This window comes from Kribbella amoyensis (assembly GCF_007828865.1).
Lineage (GTDB): Bacteria > Actinomycetota > Actinomycetes > Propionibacteriales > Kribbellaceae > Kribbella > Kribbella amoyensis.
Window position 1 is genome coordinate 94,326 of the sequence record NZ_VIVK01000001.1, and the last position, 16,098, is coordinate 110,423.

Sequence of the window (16,098 nt, forward strand, 5' to 3'; positions counted from 1 at the left end):
CTCCGGGCACACCGGAACAAGAATTCCCCGTACTCCGGGCCGCACCCCAAAACACCCGGGCCCACCCGGGGATCCCCCGGACCCCGCCCCGTCCAACCACCCCAACCCCGCGACCACCTCGCCCACCTCGCCCACCTCGCCGGCCTCGCCGGCCTCGCCGGGACCTGGGACAGGTAATTCCCTGTGCCAGGTCCCGAGTTGGTGTTCGAGGTTGGTCCGCGGAGACCGGCCGAGCCGGGGCGAAAGCTAGCTGGTTGGGCGGCGTACCTGGGTGGCGAAGACTAACGCGATCAGCGTGATCGTGCCGAAGGCGAGCGCCGTCCCCGGGTAGCCCGCGAACCCCAGGCCGACCCCACCGAGCGCTGCTCCGAGGAAGACGCCCAGGGACATCCCCGAAGCGTTCACGCTCAACGCCGAACCCCGCAGATCCCCACTCCGGCGGACCAGCAGCGTCGTCACGCAGGCCGCGACGGTCGCGTGGCTCACGCCCATCAGCGCCGTCAGGACCAGCGTCGTCGGCAAGGTCGGTGAGAAGTAGAACGCCACGACGCTCACCAACGCCGCCGACAACCCCAGCACCAGCAGCTTCTCCGGGCCCAGCCAGTTCCGGTCGAGGGCCAGGTACCGACCGGCGAACAGGTTCCCCACGAAGAAGGACGCGCCGCTCAACGACCACACCAGCGCGAACCACCCCGGCGCCAGCTCGAACTGCTCGTCGTAGAACGCCGCCAGGTACGCCAGGTACCCCATGAACGCGGCCGTCCGCAGCATCGCCACCACGAGCAACGGGACCGCACCCGGAATCCGCGCCAGCTCCCGGTACGTCGCGAGGTAGCTCACCCGCTGACCACCGGACCGCGCCGGCGCCTTCCGCCCACGCCCCCGCCAGAAGAACGCGAGCGACAACAGCACCGAGATCGCGGCAGCGGCCAGCAGATTCCCCCGCCAGCCCCACAACAACCCCGGGACGGCGAGCACGGGCGCGGCCAGCATCGCCATCATCGACGTGGTCGCGGAGACCAGGGTCGCCGCCCGTCCAGCCGCTGCCGGCGAGGCGAAACGGTCAGCCGCCGCGGCACCGATCGACGGGCCGAGGATCGACGTCGACGCACCGATCAGCAGGCAGAACGCGGCCAGCGCGAAGACGTTGCCGACAGCACCCAAAGCCGCCGACACCCCGAGCAGCAACAACCCACCGGCCGCGACCAGCTCGCGCGGAAGCCGGTCGATCAACGGCGCCAGCGCGAACCCGACCACCAGTGCCGCGAGTCCGCCGAGCCCCCGCAGCCCGCCGATCTCGGCCACCGTGCCGTTCGCGGCTTCGGCGATCGGCACCAGGTACATCCCGAACACCGTGAACGGGATCAGGCTGATCGTCGACGCCAGCAGGAACGGCCACAGCCGCCGGGCCATCCGCAGATCGCCCGGCACCTCCTCCCGGGGCGGGACATCGGGTGGTACGGACACAGCAGGGGTCCGGCTGTCGGTGCTCACGTGCGGGTGACTCCGTCCTGGCAGTGGTAGCGGTACAGGCTCGTCGGGCGGGAGCTGAACTGGGAGAAGGGGAAAGGCTCCGCGGACAAGGCGGTGACACCGGAACCGAGGAAGGACCGGATCACGGCGCTTCCGGTCTGAGCATAGACCGCGAGCGGCTTCTCTTGCTCACGGCAACGGTCAACGAGGACGTCGAAACTCCCGTTGGACAACGTCATTCCAGTCGCCACCACCGCATCGGCGGCGTCGATTACCTCCGTCATGTCGCGGGAAACCGGCAGCCCGGACGCCGTCTCGCTCAGGTTGAAATCGCAGGGCAGACAGATACCGCCTCGTGATGTGATCGCGTCGACCAACGGGTTCACCACGCCGATCAAGGCGACCTTCGAGCCCTCCTGGACGTCGAGCAACCCGGCCACCGCGGCGTCCCGGGCCCGGGCGCGCACATCGGGCGTACCGGGCGGCAGGACGACCTCCTCGGCCCCGGCGGCGATGTGGTGCGGCTCGACCGCGGCCAGGTAGGCGTCCAGGGCGGCGATCCGTACCGGCAAGGGCGCCGCCGAGATCAAGGCGTCGAGCGGGACACCGGACGCCTCGGCGCAGAACGAAGGATCCAGCTCGCCGGCCTCGAAGGAGCACGCCCCGAACACCTCGCCGACCCGCAGCAGGACGTAGTAGTTCCGGTACGTCACCTCGGCCCCGGGCAACCGGGTGGTGTTGTGCAACCAGAAGGCGCTGGTCACGGACATCGTGGACGGCGCGGGACCGAGGTCACCGGCGAGGACGGAGGAGGTCAACGTGGCCACGGAAGCGGTCATGGCAGATCGGCCAGCCTTTCGGCGTCGTAGGTCAGGGCGGACAACTGGGGACGGCCGGCGGGCTGGAAGCAGTACAGCAGCGACCGCCGGTCCGTCGCCGTCCGGTTCGGGGCCGACCGGTGCACCATCAGCCCCGGGAACATCAGCACCGATCCGGCCGGAGCCTCGATGGTCACGGCCGCGTCCTCGTCGACCGTGCGTGGATCGACCAGCAGACCGGTCGGTTCGCGGGGATCCCGCCGGGCCGGGCCGCGCGCCTGGCTGCCCGGGACCAGCGTGAGCGCGCCGTTCGCGACCGTGTTGTCGTCGAGCATCACGATCGCTGTGGCGATGTCGTACGCCGCGTCGCCCGCGCAGCAGTACCAGTACGGGAAGTCCTGGTGCCAGGCGAACTCGGACCCGACCCCGGCCCGTTTGAAGTTCAGCTTCGCCACGAACGGACCGACCTCGGCCGCTCCCAGCATCGCCGTCATCGGCCGGGTCAGCCGCTCCTCGCTCCACAGCGCCTCGAACTCCGGTGCCAGGTGCGCGACCGGCGACAACGAGCGCACCGCCTTGCCGGGCGCGTCCGGCTCCCAGTGGATCGTGGTGCCGTCGATCCGCTCCAGCCGGTGCCCGTCCGGCCAGACCGTCAGCTCGGTCTCACCTGCTTCGGCGGCGGACACCACCTCCGCGTGCACGCGTTCGACGACGTCCCGTAACCGCTCGACTTCCGTTGCCGTGAACAACTGAGGCAACAGCGCATACCCCGTCATGATCTTAGGTTAATGCGACGAAGTCGCAGAAGGGAACTCGTGCAGCTCACTCAGTACCGAGGTCCGCCGGTCCCAGGACATCGCCGACCAGGGCACGGCCAGCTGCTCCAGCGAGTCGATCTCGCGCGGCCGCATCGAATCCATCGGCCGCGCCTCGGCATGCCGGGAAAAAGCGGACTCGACGTACCGGGTCCCGGTGTCGGCGGCCAGGAAGACGTGCTTGCGGCTGCTGTCGCAGTTGTGCTCCCACAGCGCCGACAGGTACGCCGCCCCCGCCGACAGGCCGGCGAAAACCCCGGAGGTCCGGAGCAGGTCGACGGCCGCCGACATGGCGTACTCGAACGAGACCCAGTGCAGCCGGTCGTACAGGTCGTGCCGGACGTTCCGGAACTCGATCGAGCTGCCGATCCCGGCGATGATCATCTCCGGGTCCTGGGTGTGCGCGGCGCCGAAGGTGATGCTGCCGAACGGCTGCACCCCGACCAGGTTCACGTCCCGGCCGCGGTCCCGCAGGTACTGCGCGATCGCCCCGGTCGACGCCCCGGTCCCGACCCCGCCGACCAGGCAGAGCGCGCCGGTCGGTACCAGCTGGTCGACCAGGTCCGCGACCGCGCCGTACCCGAGGTAGTGGATGTCGTCGTGGTACTGCCGCATCCAGTGGTACGTCGGGTTCTCGCGGAGGATCTCGCCGATCCGGCGGACCCGGAGATTCTGGTCCAGCTGCAGATTGCTCGACGACGGCACCTGCTCGACGGTCGCGCCGAGGATCTCCAGCTGGACCCGGAGCGTCCGGTCCACGGTGGTCGAGCCGACGATGTGGCACTTCATCCCGTACCGGTGACAGGCCAGCGCGAGCGCGTGGGCGTAGATGCCGCTGGAACTGTCGATCAGCGTGTCGCCGGGCCGGACCGCGCCGGTCTCCAGCAGGTGCCGGACCGCACCGAGCGCGGAGTACACCTTCATCGTCTCGAACCGCAGGCAGATCAGGTCGTCGTCGGTCCCCGCGCCGACCCGGATCGGGTCCGGGTCCTTGATCGCCTCCGCCAGATGATCGTGCAGTCGGGCCGGTCGCTGTTGCAGAGTCACTGCGGCTTGCTCCTCGGGTCGGCACTACCGGTCAGCACAGGCGGAGAATCAGGGGAATCGGGCGGGATCTCGGCGTCGTCGCGCCCGAGCCGGGCCGCGGCTACCAGTTGGCGGGCGAGCTCGGTCCGCGGCGAGGTCATCACCTCGCCGGGCGGGCCCTGCTCGATCACGCGGCCGGCGTCCAGCACCAGGAGGTGGTCGGACACAGCGGCGACCAGGCCGAGGTCGTGCCCGATCCAGACCAGCGCGGTGCCCTGGTCCTTCAGTTCGAGCAGCAACTCGACCACCAGCTCGGTCCCGCGGTCGTCGAGGGCCGTGGTGATCTCGTCGCACACGAGTACGTCCGGCTGCGCGAGCAACGCGCGAGCCAGAGCAGCGCGCTGCAACTCGCCTCCGGACAGCCGACTCGGGGGCCGTGACGCGATCGCCTCGGCGACACCCAGTCGAGCGAGTACGGCGACCGCCTCGGCCCGCGCCTTGGCAGGCGAGACACCGCGGAGACGCGAGGCGGTCCGCGCGACCTGGTCGGCCACGGGGCGCCGCTCGTCGAACGAGCCACGGACCTCCTGCCAGACGTACTGGACGCGGCGGTTCTGCTCGAGCGAACGCTTCCGCAGCACGGGCAACGGCGTACCGTCCAGCGTGAGCTCGCCGGTGAAGCGCTCGTGCAACCCGGCCAGGCACCGCGCGAGCGTCGTCTTCCCGCTGCCGGAGCGGCCGACCACGCCCACGCAGGTCCCCGGTGAGACGTCGAGGTCCACCTCGCGCAGGATCGGATCACGGCCGCGCGGACGCAGCGACGCCGACACGTTCATTGCCTTAAGCAACGGCTCGGTCCGAGCCGGAGTTCCCGGACCCGCGATCCGGGCGGCCGCCGCCGGCAGGACCTCGATCCCGCCGGACTCCGCCACCCGGCCGGCGTCGAGGACCACGACGGACCGGGCGAGCGCACGGACCAGGTCGAGATCGTGACTGAGCAACAGGATCGCCAGCCCCGCACCGGCCAGCTCACGCAGTTCGGTGACCAGCTGGAGCCGGGTGATCGAGTCCAGCCCCGTACTCGGCTCGTCGAGCACCAGGACCCGCGGCCGGCAGGTCAGTGCCTGCGCCAGCGCGATCCGTTGCCGTTGGCCACCGGAGAACTGGTGCGGGAACCGGCGCAAGGTCGCTCGGTCGGCCGGCACCTGCGCGGCCCGCAGCGCCTCGGGTACGACATCGCTGCCCGGATGATGCAGCTTCGCGAGTTCGCGCAGGCCGGCACCGATCCGCCGAGCCGGGTTGAGCGCACTGCCCGGATGCTGCGGCATGTACGCGACCACGCGCCCCCGCATCGGCGCCGCGTGCGCCGTCGGACCGTTGTCGTCGACAACGACGGACCCGGCGACCTCCACCTGGCCCGACAACGCCACCCGGTCCCCGTGTTCGCCGAGCAGCGCGAGCGCCGACGTGGTCTTCCCGGATCCGGACGCACCCACCAACGCGGTCACCTCTCCAGGCCGGACCTCGAAGTCCACCCCGTCGACGAGGATCGTGTCCCCCGCCCGTGCCGCCAGCCCGCGAACCCGGACCACCGCGTCCCCGTTCATCCCGCCACCTCCACCAGCCGGCGAGTACGGTGCACGAGGCGATCGGCCAGCAGGTTGAAGCCCAGCGTGAACGCGACCAGCATCACCGCGGGGGCGACCACGGCCCACGGCTGGAGCAGCAGTCCCTCGCGGTTCCGGGACACGCTGACGGCCCAGTCCGGTGCGGTCGGACTCAGGCCGAGCCCGAGGAAGTTCACCGACGCGACCAGGAACACCGCCAGCGTGATCCGGGTCCCGATGTCGGCCGCGACCGGGCCGAGCACCGCGCGTCCGACGTACCCGAGGTGGATCGCGGCCCAGCTCTCCCGCTGCATCCGCAACGCCTCGACGACCGGTCCACTGGCAGCGTCCAAGGCGGCCGCCCGAACCAGCCGGGCGACCGTGGGTACGTTGACCATGGCAACGGCCAGCGTGATCGCGAACCACGAGGCCCGCCAGCCGACCGCGACCACGCTGATCACCAGCAGCGACGGCAGCGGCAACAGCACGTCGAGCGGCCGGATCAGCGCCTCGTCGAGCCACCGGTGCCGAGTCGACGCGGCCGTCAACCCGATCAGCCCGCCGACCAGGTACGCGATGACCACGGCGCCCAGGGCCATCCCGAGCGCGGTACGCCCACCGTCGAGCAACAACCCGAGTACGTCGCGGCCGAGCCCGTCCGTCCCCAACGGGTACCCCGGGCCGCGCTCGTACGGCATCCCCGGCGCGGCGTTCCGCGGTACCAGAGGGCCGAAAACCGCGACCAGCAAGGGGATCGCGACCAACGCGGCCGACACGGCGAGCGGGGTACGGGCCCTGAGTCCGGCGGTCATCGGAGCAGCTCCGTCCGCGGTACGAGGCGGTTGCAGACCAGGTCGGCGCCGAGGTTGATCAGCAACGCGGCCACGGCCAGCACCAACGTCAACCCCTGCACGACCGGTACGTCCCGCGTCTCCACGCCATCGATCAGCGCGGTGGCGAACCCCGGAATCGCGAAGATCGCCTCGACCACGAGCACCCCGCCGAGCAACGTGTCCCCCGTCCGCGCCAGCTCCTGGACACCCGGTACGGCGGCGTTCGGCAGCACGTGCCGGAGGAGGAGGCGACGACGCGGTACGCCGAGGCGCCGGGCTTGGACGACGTACTCCGCGTTCAACGCGGTGATGGTGCCGGCTCGAACCTGACGGGAGAGCAGGCACACGGTCCGGCCGAAAAGCACCGCGACCGGCAGGACCAGCAGGACCGGACTGGCCAGCAGGTCCCCGCCGATCCAGGTCGCGGGCAGCCAGCCGAGCTGCAGCGAGAACACCGCGACCAGGACGACCGCGACGACGAAGTCCGGGATCGCGCTCAGCGCCAGTGTGACCGAGGTGATCGCCCGGTCCAGCCGGCCGTTCTCCCGGGTCCCCATCACGATGCCCAGGGCAACGGCCAGCGGGACCACGACGGCGAGGGTGGCGAGGGTGAGGACCAGGGTCGCGCCGAGTGAGGCCCGGACGATGTCGAGCACGGGGCCGCCGCTGATCAAGGACGTGCCCAGGTCACCCGACAGGACGTTGCCGAACCAGTCGGTGAACCGTTCGATCGCGGGCCGGTCCAGGCCGAGCTGCTCCCGCATCCGCTCGACCTGGTCGGGGGTCAGCGTCTCCACGAACCGCTGGTCAGCGGCATCGCCCGGCAGCAGCGAGGTGAGGACGAAGACCAGGACCGACAACACGGCGAGCTGGACCACGGCCAGGGCAGCCCGCTGGGCCGCATAGGACCGCATTCAGGCCAGCCACACCTTGTCGAACCGGCCCGAGTCGAGCGTGTTCGGCGGCACCGCCTCGACGCCCTGCACCTTCGGCCCGACCGCGACCAGGAAGTCCGGGTGCCCCCAGGCCAGGATGCCGCCCTCGTCCCGCAGGGTCCGCTGCAGCTCGCCGTACTTCGCGGCGCGCGCGTCCTCGTCGGTCAGCACCTGCGCCGCGGCGAACCCGGCGTCGAACTCGGGCCGCTTCCAGTGCGTCACGTTGAACGGCGACTTCGACAGCAGCCGGTCGGTGAAGTACTGCGGGATCGGCATCGCGCCGGACCGGTGACTGCCCAGCGTGCCCTGGGTCAGCAGATCCTTCGCGTACGTCTGCGCGCTGCCGGTGGTCACCTTGAGCTTCACCCCCGCCTCGGCGACCTGCTCGGCGAACAAGGTCGCCGCCTCGACGAACCCGGCGGACGCGTCCGCGGTGAAGATCTCGAACTCCTTGTTCAGCGCGCCCGCCTTGGTCAGCAGGGACTTCGCCCGCTCGACGTCACGCTCGCGCTGCGGCAGATCGGCCGGGTAGTACTGGTACCCCTTGCCGAACAGGTCGTTCGCCACCTCACCCCGACCGGCCAGCACCACGTCGACCAGCCGCTGCCGGTCCGCGAGCAGCTTGAACGCCATCCGCACGTCCGGGTTGTCGAACGGCGGCCGGTCCACCTTCATCACGAACGCGTGCAGGGTCGAGCCCTTCGCGGCCACGATCCGCACCGACCGGCCGGCCTCCGCGGTCCGGGCGAAGGTCGCGGTCATGTCGTTCGCGTACTCGGCCTGGCCGCCCTGCACCGCGTTCGCGCGGGCCTCCGCCTCGGCCGAGAGGACGTGCAGCTCCTCGATCCGGGCCGCGCCGTCCCAGTACTCGTCGAACCGGCGGGCGACCATCGAGCGGCCGGCCTCGAACGAGACGAAGCTGAACGGGCCGGTCCCGACCGGCTTGGACGGGTCCTTGAACCCGGCCCGGACGATCTGGGTCCCGATCCCGGCCAGCAGCGCGGGGAACTCCGCGTTCGGCGCGGTCAGGGTCAGCTCGACGGTGCGCGGATCGACGGCGCGGCACCGGCGGAGGTCGAGCGCCGCGAGCGAGGACTGGGCAACTCGCTCGGGCGCGGTCGGGTCGGCCACCCGGGACAGGCTGTAGAGCACGTCCTCGGCGGTCAGCTTGCGGCCGTCGTGGAAGGTCGCGTCCCGCAGCGTGAACCGCCAGGTGGCGGCCTGCGCGTCCGGCTCCCACTTCTCCGCGAGCCGCGGCACCGGCTTGAGGTCCGGCCCGAGCTCGACCAGCTTCTCGTACATCGCCTTGTGCCGGGCGATGTCGACGAACAGGCTCTGCACGTGCGGGTCGAGCACTTCCTTGGTCCCGCCGCCCGCGTACACGGCGCGGAATCGCCCGCCCTGCTGGGGCCGCGCGGCCGGGTCCCCCGCGGAGCCGCCGCAGCCGGTGACCGCGGCGAGACCCAGGCCACCGGCGAGACCGCCGGCGAGGCCCAGGAACCCTCGTCTGTTCAGTGCTTCCGACATGCGGTTTCCTCACGGTGCGATGGGATCCGGCGAGTTCCCCGCCGGCTCGAATCCTGCCGTTAATGAAAATCGTTGTCAAATTCAGGCGCATCTGAACGGACGAGAATCATTCTTCTGTCCCGCTCGCGTGACCGCCGCGCGTAACGGCGTGTCACCACTCAGTACCACCGAGTACTACCAGTGACGGCTCCCAGCAGGCCGTAGAGGTCAGGCGGCAGTTTTGGCGCGGAGAGCGGCGAGGGCGTCGCTCCACTCGATGACCTGGTCGAGCATGGTCTCCACCCCGGCCACGTGGTATTCGGCCGGCGCGAACTCGCTGTAGTTCTTGAAGTCGGTGGCCAGCGACAGCGCGACCTGGGCGCGGACGTCGGCGACCTTCAGCTCGCCCATCACCAGGCGCAGGTGCTCGACCGCGCGGGCGCCGCCGACCGAGCCGTAGCTGACGAACCCGGCGGCCTTGTTGTTCCACTCGGCGAAGAGGAAGTCGATGGCGTTCTTCAGCGCCCCCGAGGTGGAGTGGTTGTACTCCGGGGTGACGAAGACGAAGCCGTCGAAGGAGGCGATCTTCTCCGCCCACGCCTTGGTGTGCGGCTGGCTGTACTGGCCCATCGAGGGCGGGATCGCCTCGTCCAGGTGGGGCAGCCGGTACTCGGCGATGTCGACGAGCTCGAACTCGGCGTCACCGCGCTGCTTCGCGATGTCCAGTACCCAGCGGGCGACGGCTTCGCCGTTGCGGCCCGGGCGGGTGCTGCCGAGGATGATCGCGATCTTGGGCATGGTCAGGTCCTTCGGGAGGGGTGAGCGCCATCCGATTTGGTGACGCATCACCAAAAATAGCAAACCGGGATGACATGTCAACCCAAGGGTGGATCAGCAGTCCGCGGCGGCGTCGGGTTCGCGGGACGGCAGACCGGTCAGGACCCGGTCGAGCAGGTCGGTGAGGGTGTCCTGCTCGGCCCGGGAGAGCTTGTCGAACAGGTACGTCCGGACCGCGTCGACGTGATCGGGCGCGGCCGCCTCGATCGCCTGCCGGCCGGCCTCGGTGATGCGGACCATCGACCCGCGGGCGTCGGACTCGCACTCCTCGCGGACCACCAGGCCGCGGCGTTCCATCCGGCTCACCTGGTGCGACAACCGGCTGCGCTCCCAGCCGATGGACCGGCCGAGATCGCGGGTCCGCAGGATGCCGTGCTCGGAGGACGACAGCGGGTGCAGCAACGCGTAGTCGGCGCCCGACAGCCCGGAGTTCTCGGCGAGCCGGGTCTCGAGCGCGCCGACAAGCTCGGTGTAGGTGTCACGGTACGACTGCCACAGATGCGCCTCGCGCGCATCGAGCCACCGCGTCTGCGTCATCGCCCCATGATACGAGCCGGCTGTTGACGGATCACCGATCGCTGCGAGGGGTCACCGCGGTCACGGAGTCCTCGACAACGCGACGGCCAGGCCGACGGTAGCGGCCATCAGCAGGAGTTCGGCCGCGGCGAGCCGCCAGAACGCGACCGGCCGGTCGACCAACGCGGGTAGCGTGGACCGCCGGTGCCACCAGCCGATCCCGACGAGCGCGGCGAACGCGACCGCCTTGCCGAACACCAACGCGCCGTACCCCGTGGTCACCCACTGCGTGATCAGGCCCCAGCCGTCCTCGCGGCCGCCGAGGTGGACCTCGGCCGTGACCAGCCCGGTCACGCCGACCGCGATCGCGCAGACCAGGGCGAGCCGGCTGAACCGTTCGACGGCGCCGCGGTCCCGGGTGTACCGGATGAGCGCGGCCAGTCCCCCGATCCAGACCGTCGCCGCGAACACGTGCACCACCAGCGACGAGGTCGCCAGTACCGACCAGAGCCCGGTCCGCGCGAGCGCACCGTGCCCGGTCAGCAACGTCGGTACCAGGGCCGCCGCGACCAGGACGAGACAGATCCGCGCGCTCCGTACTGTCCGGGCACCGCTCACCACGACCGCGAGTACGGCCGTCAGGACGACGGTCAGGGCGAGCGCGCGGACTTGGACGACACCGCCTGCGAGTTCGGCGTGGTCGAGCAGATGCGCGAGCGGTACGCCGAGGATCACGGCCGCGGTACCGACGAGCCCGCCGATACTCGCGACCGCCCAGACCGCCGCCGCGACCGCAGCGTCCTGGCAGGCCCGAATCCCCTTGCCCGCAAGCTTTCCTGACTCATCCGCGGGCAGGAGCACCGCCGCTGCGAGGACAGCGCCGCCACAGGCGATCGCGGCCAGGTCGGCCAGCAGACGAAGCACCGGCACCGCCCAGGAGACGGGTTGGCCGGCTCCGGTGAGACCAGCCGGCAACGGCTGCGGCGCACCGCCCGCGGCGAGCAGCGCGACCACCAGCACTCCGGTGCCTGCGGCAACTACTCCGGCGGTGAGGTCCTTCCTCATGGGGAGGCCGGGCGGCGCCGGACGATGACCACGGCCAGCGCGACCACGACCAGCATGACCAGGACCGCGGCGACGATCTTGACCGTGTTCGAGCCCTCCTCGGCCGGCGGCGGTCCCCCGGTCGTCGGCTGCGTCGGCGCGTGTCCGGCGTGGGTGACGGTGAAGCTGGCCGAAACGGTGATCGGGTGGCCGTCGGCCGAGGTGATCCGCGCGTCGACGGTGTACTTGCCGGCCTCGACCATCGCGCCGACCGGCTGGGTCACCGTGTTGTCGATGACCTCGAGGTCACCGGTCGCGACGTTCGTCCCGGTCGGCGACTTCACCTGCACCTGGGCGCCGGTACTCCCGACCGGCTCGTTGAAGGTCATCACCACCTCGGTCGGCGGCGCCGCCGTCGTCGACCCGTTCGCGGGCGTGATCGACTCCAGCTTGGCGTGCGCCGCCGCCACCCCGGTGGAAGCCACCAGGGCGAGCAGCGACGCCACCAGAACAGCAATCAGCCGACGCACGACTACAGCTTCTCCCCTGCGGGCCCGTCCGCGCGGCCCGGGGCAGCCGGGGTGGCTGCCGCCGTTGGCTTGGGGCGGCGGAGGGCGAGGGCGAGACCGAGCAGGCCGAGCAGCAGACCGGCGCCGCCGAGCAGCCTTGCCGTGGTGTCAGCTCCGCCGTCGGCGGCGGAGTCGGTGCTGGCGGCGACCGGAGTGGCCGAGGCCGCGGCCAGCTTGAGCGTCGGAGCCGGGTGCTCGGGTTCGCTGCCGTCGGCGGCGAGCTGCGACCACTTCACCACCTCGCCGTCGCTGTAGGTCTGCTCGGCCGGGAAGCTGAGCGAGTCCACGCCCTCGGGCAGCCGGCCGACCGACAGCGCGAACTCGTCGAAGTCGTCCGCCGGGACGCCGCCCGCCTCGGCGGTCCAGGTGACCGTCGTGATGGCCTGCGACAACGTGACGTCGCCGACCTTCACCGGCGCGGGCAGCTTCTCGGTCGTCTTGACCACCTTCCAGCCGTCCTTCACCTGCGCCCCGACATGGGCGAACGGGTGGTCCTTCGGCAGCGAGACGACGAGCTTGGTGGTACTGGCGGTGTCGGACTCGGTCGGGACCCGGAACACCAGCTTGGCGTAGCCGCCGGGCTTGGCGTCGGGCGACGACACGGTGACATGGGCCGAGGCGGAGTTCGCCGCGCCGACCAGGACGAGCGCGGACGCCGCGGCGATCGCGGCAACGCGTAGTACGAGCTTTCGTGACATGGGTGAGCCTTTCGCGGACACACGGGAACGATCCGGCCCCGCGGACTCGCGGCGACCGGTCAGGAAAGAACAGGCACAGCCCGTACTCCGGGGGGCCCGCGCCGTGAGACGTTCGACGTCAGCCAGCGGCGGACCAACCGCGGCGCCGCCGGGACGACGCTCGGCTCGCGGGCGACCACGACAAGCTGCAGCACCGGCGCCGGGAGCTGCGGAACCAGGCGGGCCAGGATCCGTACGATCCGGCGGGCCCAGCGGTGTGCGCGGTCGATGAGCACGACCCCGGCCAGCAGGACCAGGAGGTGCGCGGAGGTCATCGTCAACGCGCCGCTCACCCCGTCGTGCAGGGTCGGCTCGGGTGGTGCCGCGGGCAGTGGCATCCCGTGCGGCATCACGTGGGACGGGTCGTGGTGGTGGCTGTGCCCGGCCGGCATCGAGGCCGGCATCGGGGTCGGCATCGGGGCCGGCGCTGGGTGGGCCGTTGCGGTGAGCGCCAGGTGGACGTAGAGCTGGATCCCGGCCAGGACGATCACCGCCCACTCGCGCCGATCGGCGAGCAGGTCACCGAGCAGCCAGCACACTCCGGCGAGCGCGATCAGCTGGGGGACGACCGACCAGGCCACCGGTCCCCCGGCGAGCGCGTGACCGAGCACCGCGACCGCGACACTGACCGTCGCGACCACGGAAGTCGCTGTGGTGTCGGCACGCAAGACCTGGTCACCTTCGTCATCCGGGCAGCGGCACACCCCCTTGGCGTGCTGCCGAACCATCGTTCCACAGCACCTACGTCCGAGGACCACCCTGGAGTTCCCGTACTCGGCCCCGAACCACCCCCGAGGCGTACCGGTGCTTCTGTCCTTGTCGTTGCCCGGTGGGTGGATCGTGGATGATGAGGGACATGGGCAACGGTTCTGGCGTGGCGGTGCTGGAGGTCGGCGGCAGCCACGTGACGGCGGCGGTGGTGGATCCGGCCGGCTGGCGGGTCGAGCTGGTCGAGCGGGCGAAGCTGGACTCCCGGACGACGGCGGAGCGGATCGTGGCGCAACTCGGCCGAGCCGCTGAGCAACTTCCACTGAAGAGTGGGCTCGTCCTCGCGCTCCCGGGGCCCTTCGACTACGAGAGCGGCGTCGCCTGGTACCGCGGAGTGGAGAAGTTCGACTCGTTGTACGGGCACGATCTCGGGGCGAGTCTGCGCGAGCTGCTGAAGCTGGAGCGGATCCTGTTCGTCAACGACGCCGAGGCGTTCAGCATCGGTGAGTGGACGGCCGGCGAGCTCCGCGGCGCCGATCGCTGTGTCGGCGTCACGATCGGCACCGGAGTCGGGACGGCCTTCCTCGCCGACGGGCGCGTGGTCCGGACCGGCGACACAGTCCCGCCAGGCGGCGAGCTGTACCGGACGGAGTACCGCGATCGGCCGCTGGAGGACTGGATCTCGGGCCGCGCCATCCTCGCCGCGTACGTCGAGCGCGTCGGCGAGCAGGACGGGATCGGGGTGAAGGAGATCGCGGACGCCGCTCGATCGGGATCCACGGTCGCCCGGGAGGTCCTCGTGGATGCGTTCACGGTGCTGGCGGATGCGTTGACGCCTTGGCTGGAGCGGTTCGGGGTGACGCGCGTCGTACTCGGTGGGGCGATCTCGGGGGCGTTCGACCTGGTGGAGGACGTGTTCGCGTTCGACGTGACGGCGACGGACGACACGGAGCATTCCGCGTTGATCGGTGCGGCGGCTCGGTTCGTGCGGGACTGAGCTGTCCTTGGGCCCTGATCGGCTGTGTCGGTGGGGGTGGTTACGGTGAGGGCCATGTCTGAGCGGAAATCCACCGGGTCACGGAAGCCGGCTGTGAAGATCGCGGCGCCCCGGTTGCGTGCCGAGCTGGAGCAGGTGGTGTTCACGCCGGACGAGATCAACGACGAGGACCGGTTGCTCGATCTCGCGTTCGAGGACCTGGACCTGAGTGACCTGGTCGCCGAGCACGTCGAGCTCAGCGGGTGCCGGTTGACGCGGTGCAAGCTCGCCGGATCCGAACTGGACAAGGCGATCCTGGTCGACCTGGTGCTGGAGCACTGCGATCTGGCGAACGCGCGCTGGTCGGACGCGGCCGCGACCCGGGTCCAGGTGGCGTCGTCCCGGCTGACCGGGTTCGCCGGTCCGGGGATCACTCTGCAGCACGTGACCGTCCGGGACTCGGTGCTCGACTTCAGCTCGTTCCGGTTCGCGAAGTTCGTCCGGACCGAGTTCACCGACTGCCGGTTGCAGAGCGCGGACTTCGTCTCGGCCGATCTCAGCGGCACGGTGTTCCGTCGCTGCGATCTCACCTCGGCCGAGTTCTCCCAGGTCACCGCGAAGGGTGCGGTCTTCGTCGACTGCACCTGGGAGGGCGCGCGCGGGATCGCGAGTCTCGGCGGCGCGACGATCGCGAACTCCTCCCCGATCGACACCCTTGCCGTGACGCTGGCGATGGCGAGCGCACTGGACATCACGCTCGGCGATCCGGCGGAGTTCGGATCAGGCGAGTAGGGCGAGTCCCGTCGGCGAGCTGACGTACGGCCGGAGCAGCTCGACCACCTCGGGATCGTCGTTGCCCTGCAGCCGTTGGGACGTGATCCGGGTGGCGATCCCGGCGAGGAAGTCCGCCATCTGAATCCGCAACACGTCGAACGCACCCTGCAACGTCACTCCTGCCAACCCACCGCCCGCGGAACCATCACCAGCCGACCCGCCACCGGCCTTCCGGGCGCCGGCCTTCCGGGCGTTGGCCAGCCGCTGCAGCTCGACGATGCGCTCGTCCGACAACGCGGTCTGCCGATCGTGGACAATCTCCACGTCGACACCCGCCACGGCGCCCCAGTACTCCGCCGCATGCAGGATCGCCGGCCACAACGGATCGAGGACCGGCAGCAGCTCGGGCTGGCGGGCCCGGAACTCCTTCACCCGCTCTCGTCCCACGTCAGCGAGCTCCCGATCCCCCAGCGCGTCGAGGAACACCGTCTCCACATCGCCGTCGGCCCGCGACCGCAGCACGTCGTTGGCCGCCTCCAGCAGCGCCGGATTGTCGACAAACCGCGCGTCGACGACCGCCTTGTCGACTTCCGGAAACACCACGTCCGCCACCGTGTCGATCAGGAAGCGGGTCTTGTCGATCAGGTGCAGCTCGGACCGGCCCGTCAACGGACCGTCCGGACCGAGCAACCACAGCATCGCCTGCCGATTCTTGGACCGCATCACGACGTTCGCCTTGTACTCCGTCGCCGGCGACCGGATCAGCCGGCGCAGCTCCGCGATACACGCCGCCGCGTCGTCCTCGGACAACCGGACACTCGCGTGCGCGAACAGGCGGGTGACGCCGCCGACCAGCTTCTCCCCCTCGTAGCCGGACTCGTCGCAGGCGATCTCCACGCCCCGACTCTCCCATCCGACCGGCCC

17 protein-coding genes are annotated in these 16,098 nt (G+C 70.8%); 2 read left to right on the forward strand and 15 right to left on the reverse strand.

Features of this window, described 5'->3' with window-relative positions; translation table 11 throughout:
* Window positions 1-246: 246 nt before the first annotated feature.
* The 14 genes from FB561_RS00465 to FB561_RS00530 form a co-directional block, all read right to left on the reverse strand.
* Window positions 247-1,494 carry an MFS transporter gene (locus FB561_RS00465; RefSeq protein WP_238334585.1) on the reverse strand — a complete coding sequence of 416 codons (1,248 nt, stop codon included), beginning with the start codon at window positions 1,492-1,494 and terminating at the stop codon, window positions 247-249.
* Window positions 1,491-2,312, reverse strand: coding sequence for a Rossmann-like domain-containing protein (locus FB561_RS00470; protein WP_145801728.1), 822 nt, complete (start codon window positions 2,310-2,312; stop codon window positions 1,491-1,493). Before FB561_RS00470 ends, FB561_RS00465 begins: the two co-directional genes overlap by 4 nt.
* Window positions 2,309-3,067, reverse strand: coding sequence for a phytanoyl-CoA dioxygenase family protein (locus FB561_RS00475; protein ID WP_238334586.1), 759 nt, complete (start codon window positions 3,065-3,067; stop codon window positions 2,309-2,311). Before FB561_RS00475 ends, FB561_RS00470 begins: the two co-directional genes overlap by 4 nt.
* A 9-nt stretch (window positions 3,068-3,076) precedes the next feature.
* Window positions 3,077-4,153: a pyridoxal-phosphate dependent enzyme gene (locus tag FB561_RS00480; RefSeq protein ID WP_202880508.1), complete on the reverse strand. Its 1,077-nt coding sequence runs from the start codon at window positions 4,151-4,153 to the stop codon at window positions 3,077-3,079.
* Window positions 4,150-5,739: an ABC transporter ATP-binding protein gene (locus tag FB561_RS00485; protein ID WP_145801744.1), complete on the reverse strand. Its 1,590-nt coding sequence runs from the start codon at window positions 5,737-5,739 to the stop codon at window positions 4,150-4,152. Before FB561_RS00485 ends, FB561_RS00480 begins: the two co-directional genes overlap by 4 nt.
* Complete coding sequence (locus FB561_RS00490) at window positions 5,736-6,551, reverse strand: ABC transporter permease (RefSeq protein ID WP_145801754.1); 816 nt, start codon at window positions 6,549-6,551, stop codon at window positions 5,736-5,738. The genes FB561_RS00485 and FB561_RS00490 overlap by 4 nt, the downstream gene beginning before the upstream one ends.
* Window positions 6,548-7,486 (reverse strand): ABC transporter permease, encoded by a 939-nt coding sequence (locus tag FB561_RS00495; RefSeq protein ID WP_145801763.1) that lies wholly within the window; start codon window positions 7,484-7,486, stop codon window positions 6,548-6,550. The genes FB561_RS00490 and FB561_RS00495 overlap by 4 nt, the downstream gene beginning before the upstream one ends.
* Window positions 7,487-9,034, reverse strand: a complete 1,548-nt coding sequence (locus FB561_RS00500; RefSeq protein WP_145801772.1) for an ABC transporter substrate-binding protein — start codon at window positions 9,032-9,034, stop codon at window positions 7,487-7,489.
* A gap of 207 nt (window positions 9,035-9,241) precedes the next feature.
* Window positions 9,242-9,811 carry an NADPH-dependent FMN reductase gene (locus FB561_RS00505; RefSeq protein ID WP_145801781.1) on the reverse strand — a complete coding sequence of 190 codons (570 nt, stop codon included), beginning with the start codon at window positions 9,809-9,811 and terminating at the stop codon, window positions 9,242-9,244.
* Between the two features lie 93 nt (window positions 9,812-9,904).
* The gene (locus FB561_RS00510; protein ID WP_145801790.1) at window positions 9,905-10,387 is read right to left on the reverse strand and encodes a MarR family winged helix-turn-helix transcriptional regulator; all 483 of its coding nucleotides are present in this window, start codon (window positions 10,385-10,387) and stop codon (window positions 9,905-9,907) included.
* A gap of 60 nt (window positions 10,388-10,447) precedes the next feature.
* The gene (locus FB561_RS00515) at window positions 10,448-11,431 is read right to left on the reverse strand and encodes a CopD family protein (RefSeq protein ID WP_145801798.1); all 984 of its coding nucleotides are present in this window, start codon (window positions 11,429-11,431) and stop codon (window positions 10,448-10,450) included.
* Window positions 11,428-11,940, reverse strand: a complete 513-nt coding sequence (locus FB561_RS00520) for a copper resistance CopC family protein (RefSeq protein WP_238334587.1) — start codon at window positions 11,938-11,940, stop codon at window positions 11,428-11,430. Before FB561_RS00520 ends, FB561_RS00515 begins: the two co-directional genes overlap by 4 nt.
* A 2-nt stretch (window positions 11,941-11,942) precedes the next feature.
* Window positions 11,943-12,677 carry a YcnI family copper-binding membrane protein gene (locus FB561_RS00525; protein WP_145801807.1) on the reverse strand — a complete coding sequence of 245 codons (735 nt, stop codon included), beginning with the start codon at window positions 12,675-12,677 and terminating at the stop codon, window positions 11,943-11,945.
* A gap of 59 nt (window positions 12,678-12,736) precedes the next feature.
* Entirely contained in the window at window positions 12,737-13,384 is a 648-nt protein-coding gene (locus FB561_RS00530; protein ID WP_145801831.1) for a hypothetical protein, read from the reverse strand.
* Between the two features lie 188 nt (window positions 13,385-13,572).
* Between FB561_RS00530 and FB561_RS00535 the strand changes: the two genes are divergently transcribed.
* A complete protein-coding gene (locus FB561_RS00535) occupies window positions 13,573-14,421 on the forward strand; it encodes an ROK family protein (protein WP_145801852.1) in 849 nt (282 codons plus the stop codon).
* Between the two features lie 54 nt (window positions 14,422-14,475).
* Complete coding sequence (locus FB561_RS00540) at window positions 14,476-15,192, forward strand: pentapeptide repeat-containing protein (protein WP_145801854.1); 717 nt, start codon at window positions 14,476-14,478, stop codon at window positions 15,190-15,192.
* On the opposite strand, the gene FB561_RS00545 is transcribed toward FB561_RS00540, so the two are convergent.
* On the reverse strand, window positions 15,181-16,071 hold the full coding sequence (locus FB561_RS00545) for an NAD-dependent protein deacetylase of SIR2 family (protein ID WP_145801856.1): 891 nt from the start codon (window positions 16,069-16,071) through the stop codon (window positions 15,181-15,183). The two genes, FB561_RS00540 and FB561_RS00545, sit on opposite strands and share 12 nt — an antisense overlap.
* Window positions 16,072-16,098 lie beyond the last annotated feature (27 nt).

Bases quoted from the DNA above. Each gene is read 5' to 3' on its own strand.
- FB561_RS00490 (WP_145801754.1), bottom strand. From the start codon at position 6,551: ATGACCGCCGGACTCAGGGCCCGTACCCCGCTCGCCGTGTCGGCCGCG.
- FB561_RS00525 (WP_145801807.1), bottom strand. From the start codon at position 12,677: ATGTCACGAAAGCTCGTACTACGCGTTGCCGCGATCGCCGCGGCGTCC.
- FB561_RS00540 (WP_145801854.1), top strand. From the start codon at position 14,476: ATGTCTGAGCGGAAATCCACCGGGTCACGGAAGCCGGCTGTGAAGATC.
- FB561_RS00470 (WP_145801728.1), bottom strand. From the start codon at position 2,312: ATGACCGCTTCCGTGGCCACGTTGACCTCCTCCGTCCTCGCCGGTGAC.
- FB561_RS00535 (WP_145801852.1), top strand. From the start codon at position 13,573: ATGGGCAACGGTTCTGGCGTGGCGGTGCTGGAGGTCGGCGGCAGCCAC.
- FB561_RS00475 (WP_238334586.1), bottom strand. From the start codon at position 3,067: ATGACGGGGTATGCGCTGTTGCCTCAGTTGTTCACGGCAACGGAAGTC.
- FB561_RS00485 (WP_145801744.1), bottom strand. From the start codon at position 5,739: ATGAACGGGGACGCGGTGGTCCGGGTTCGCGGGCTGGCGGCACGGGCG.
- FB561_RS00500 (WP_145801772.1), bottom strand. From the start codon at position 9,034: ATGTCGGAAGCACTGAACAGACGAGGGTTCCTGGGCCTCGCCGGCGGT.
- FB561_RS00505 (WP_145801781.1), bottom strand. From the start codon at position 9,811: ATGCCCAAGATCGCGATCATCCTCGGCAGCACCCGCCCGGGCCGCAAC.
- FB561_RS00495 (WP_145801763.1), bottom strand. From the start codon at position 7,486: ATGCGGTCCTATGCGGCCCAGCGGGCTGCCCTGGCCGTGGTCCAGCTC.
- FB561_RS00515 (WP_145801798.1), bottom strand. From the start codon at position 11,431: ATGAGGAAGGACCTCACCGCCGGAGTAGTTGCCGCAGGCACCGGAGTG.
- FB561_RS00510 (WP_145801790.1), bottom strand. From the start codon at position 10,387: ATGACGCAGACGCGGTGGCTCGATGCGCGCGAGGCGCATCTGTGGCAG.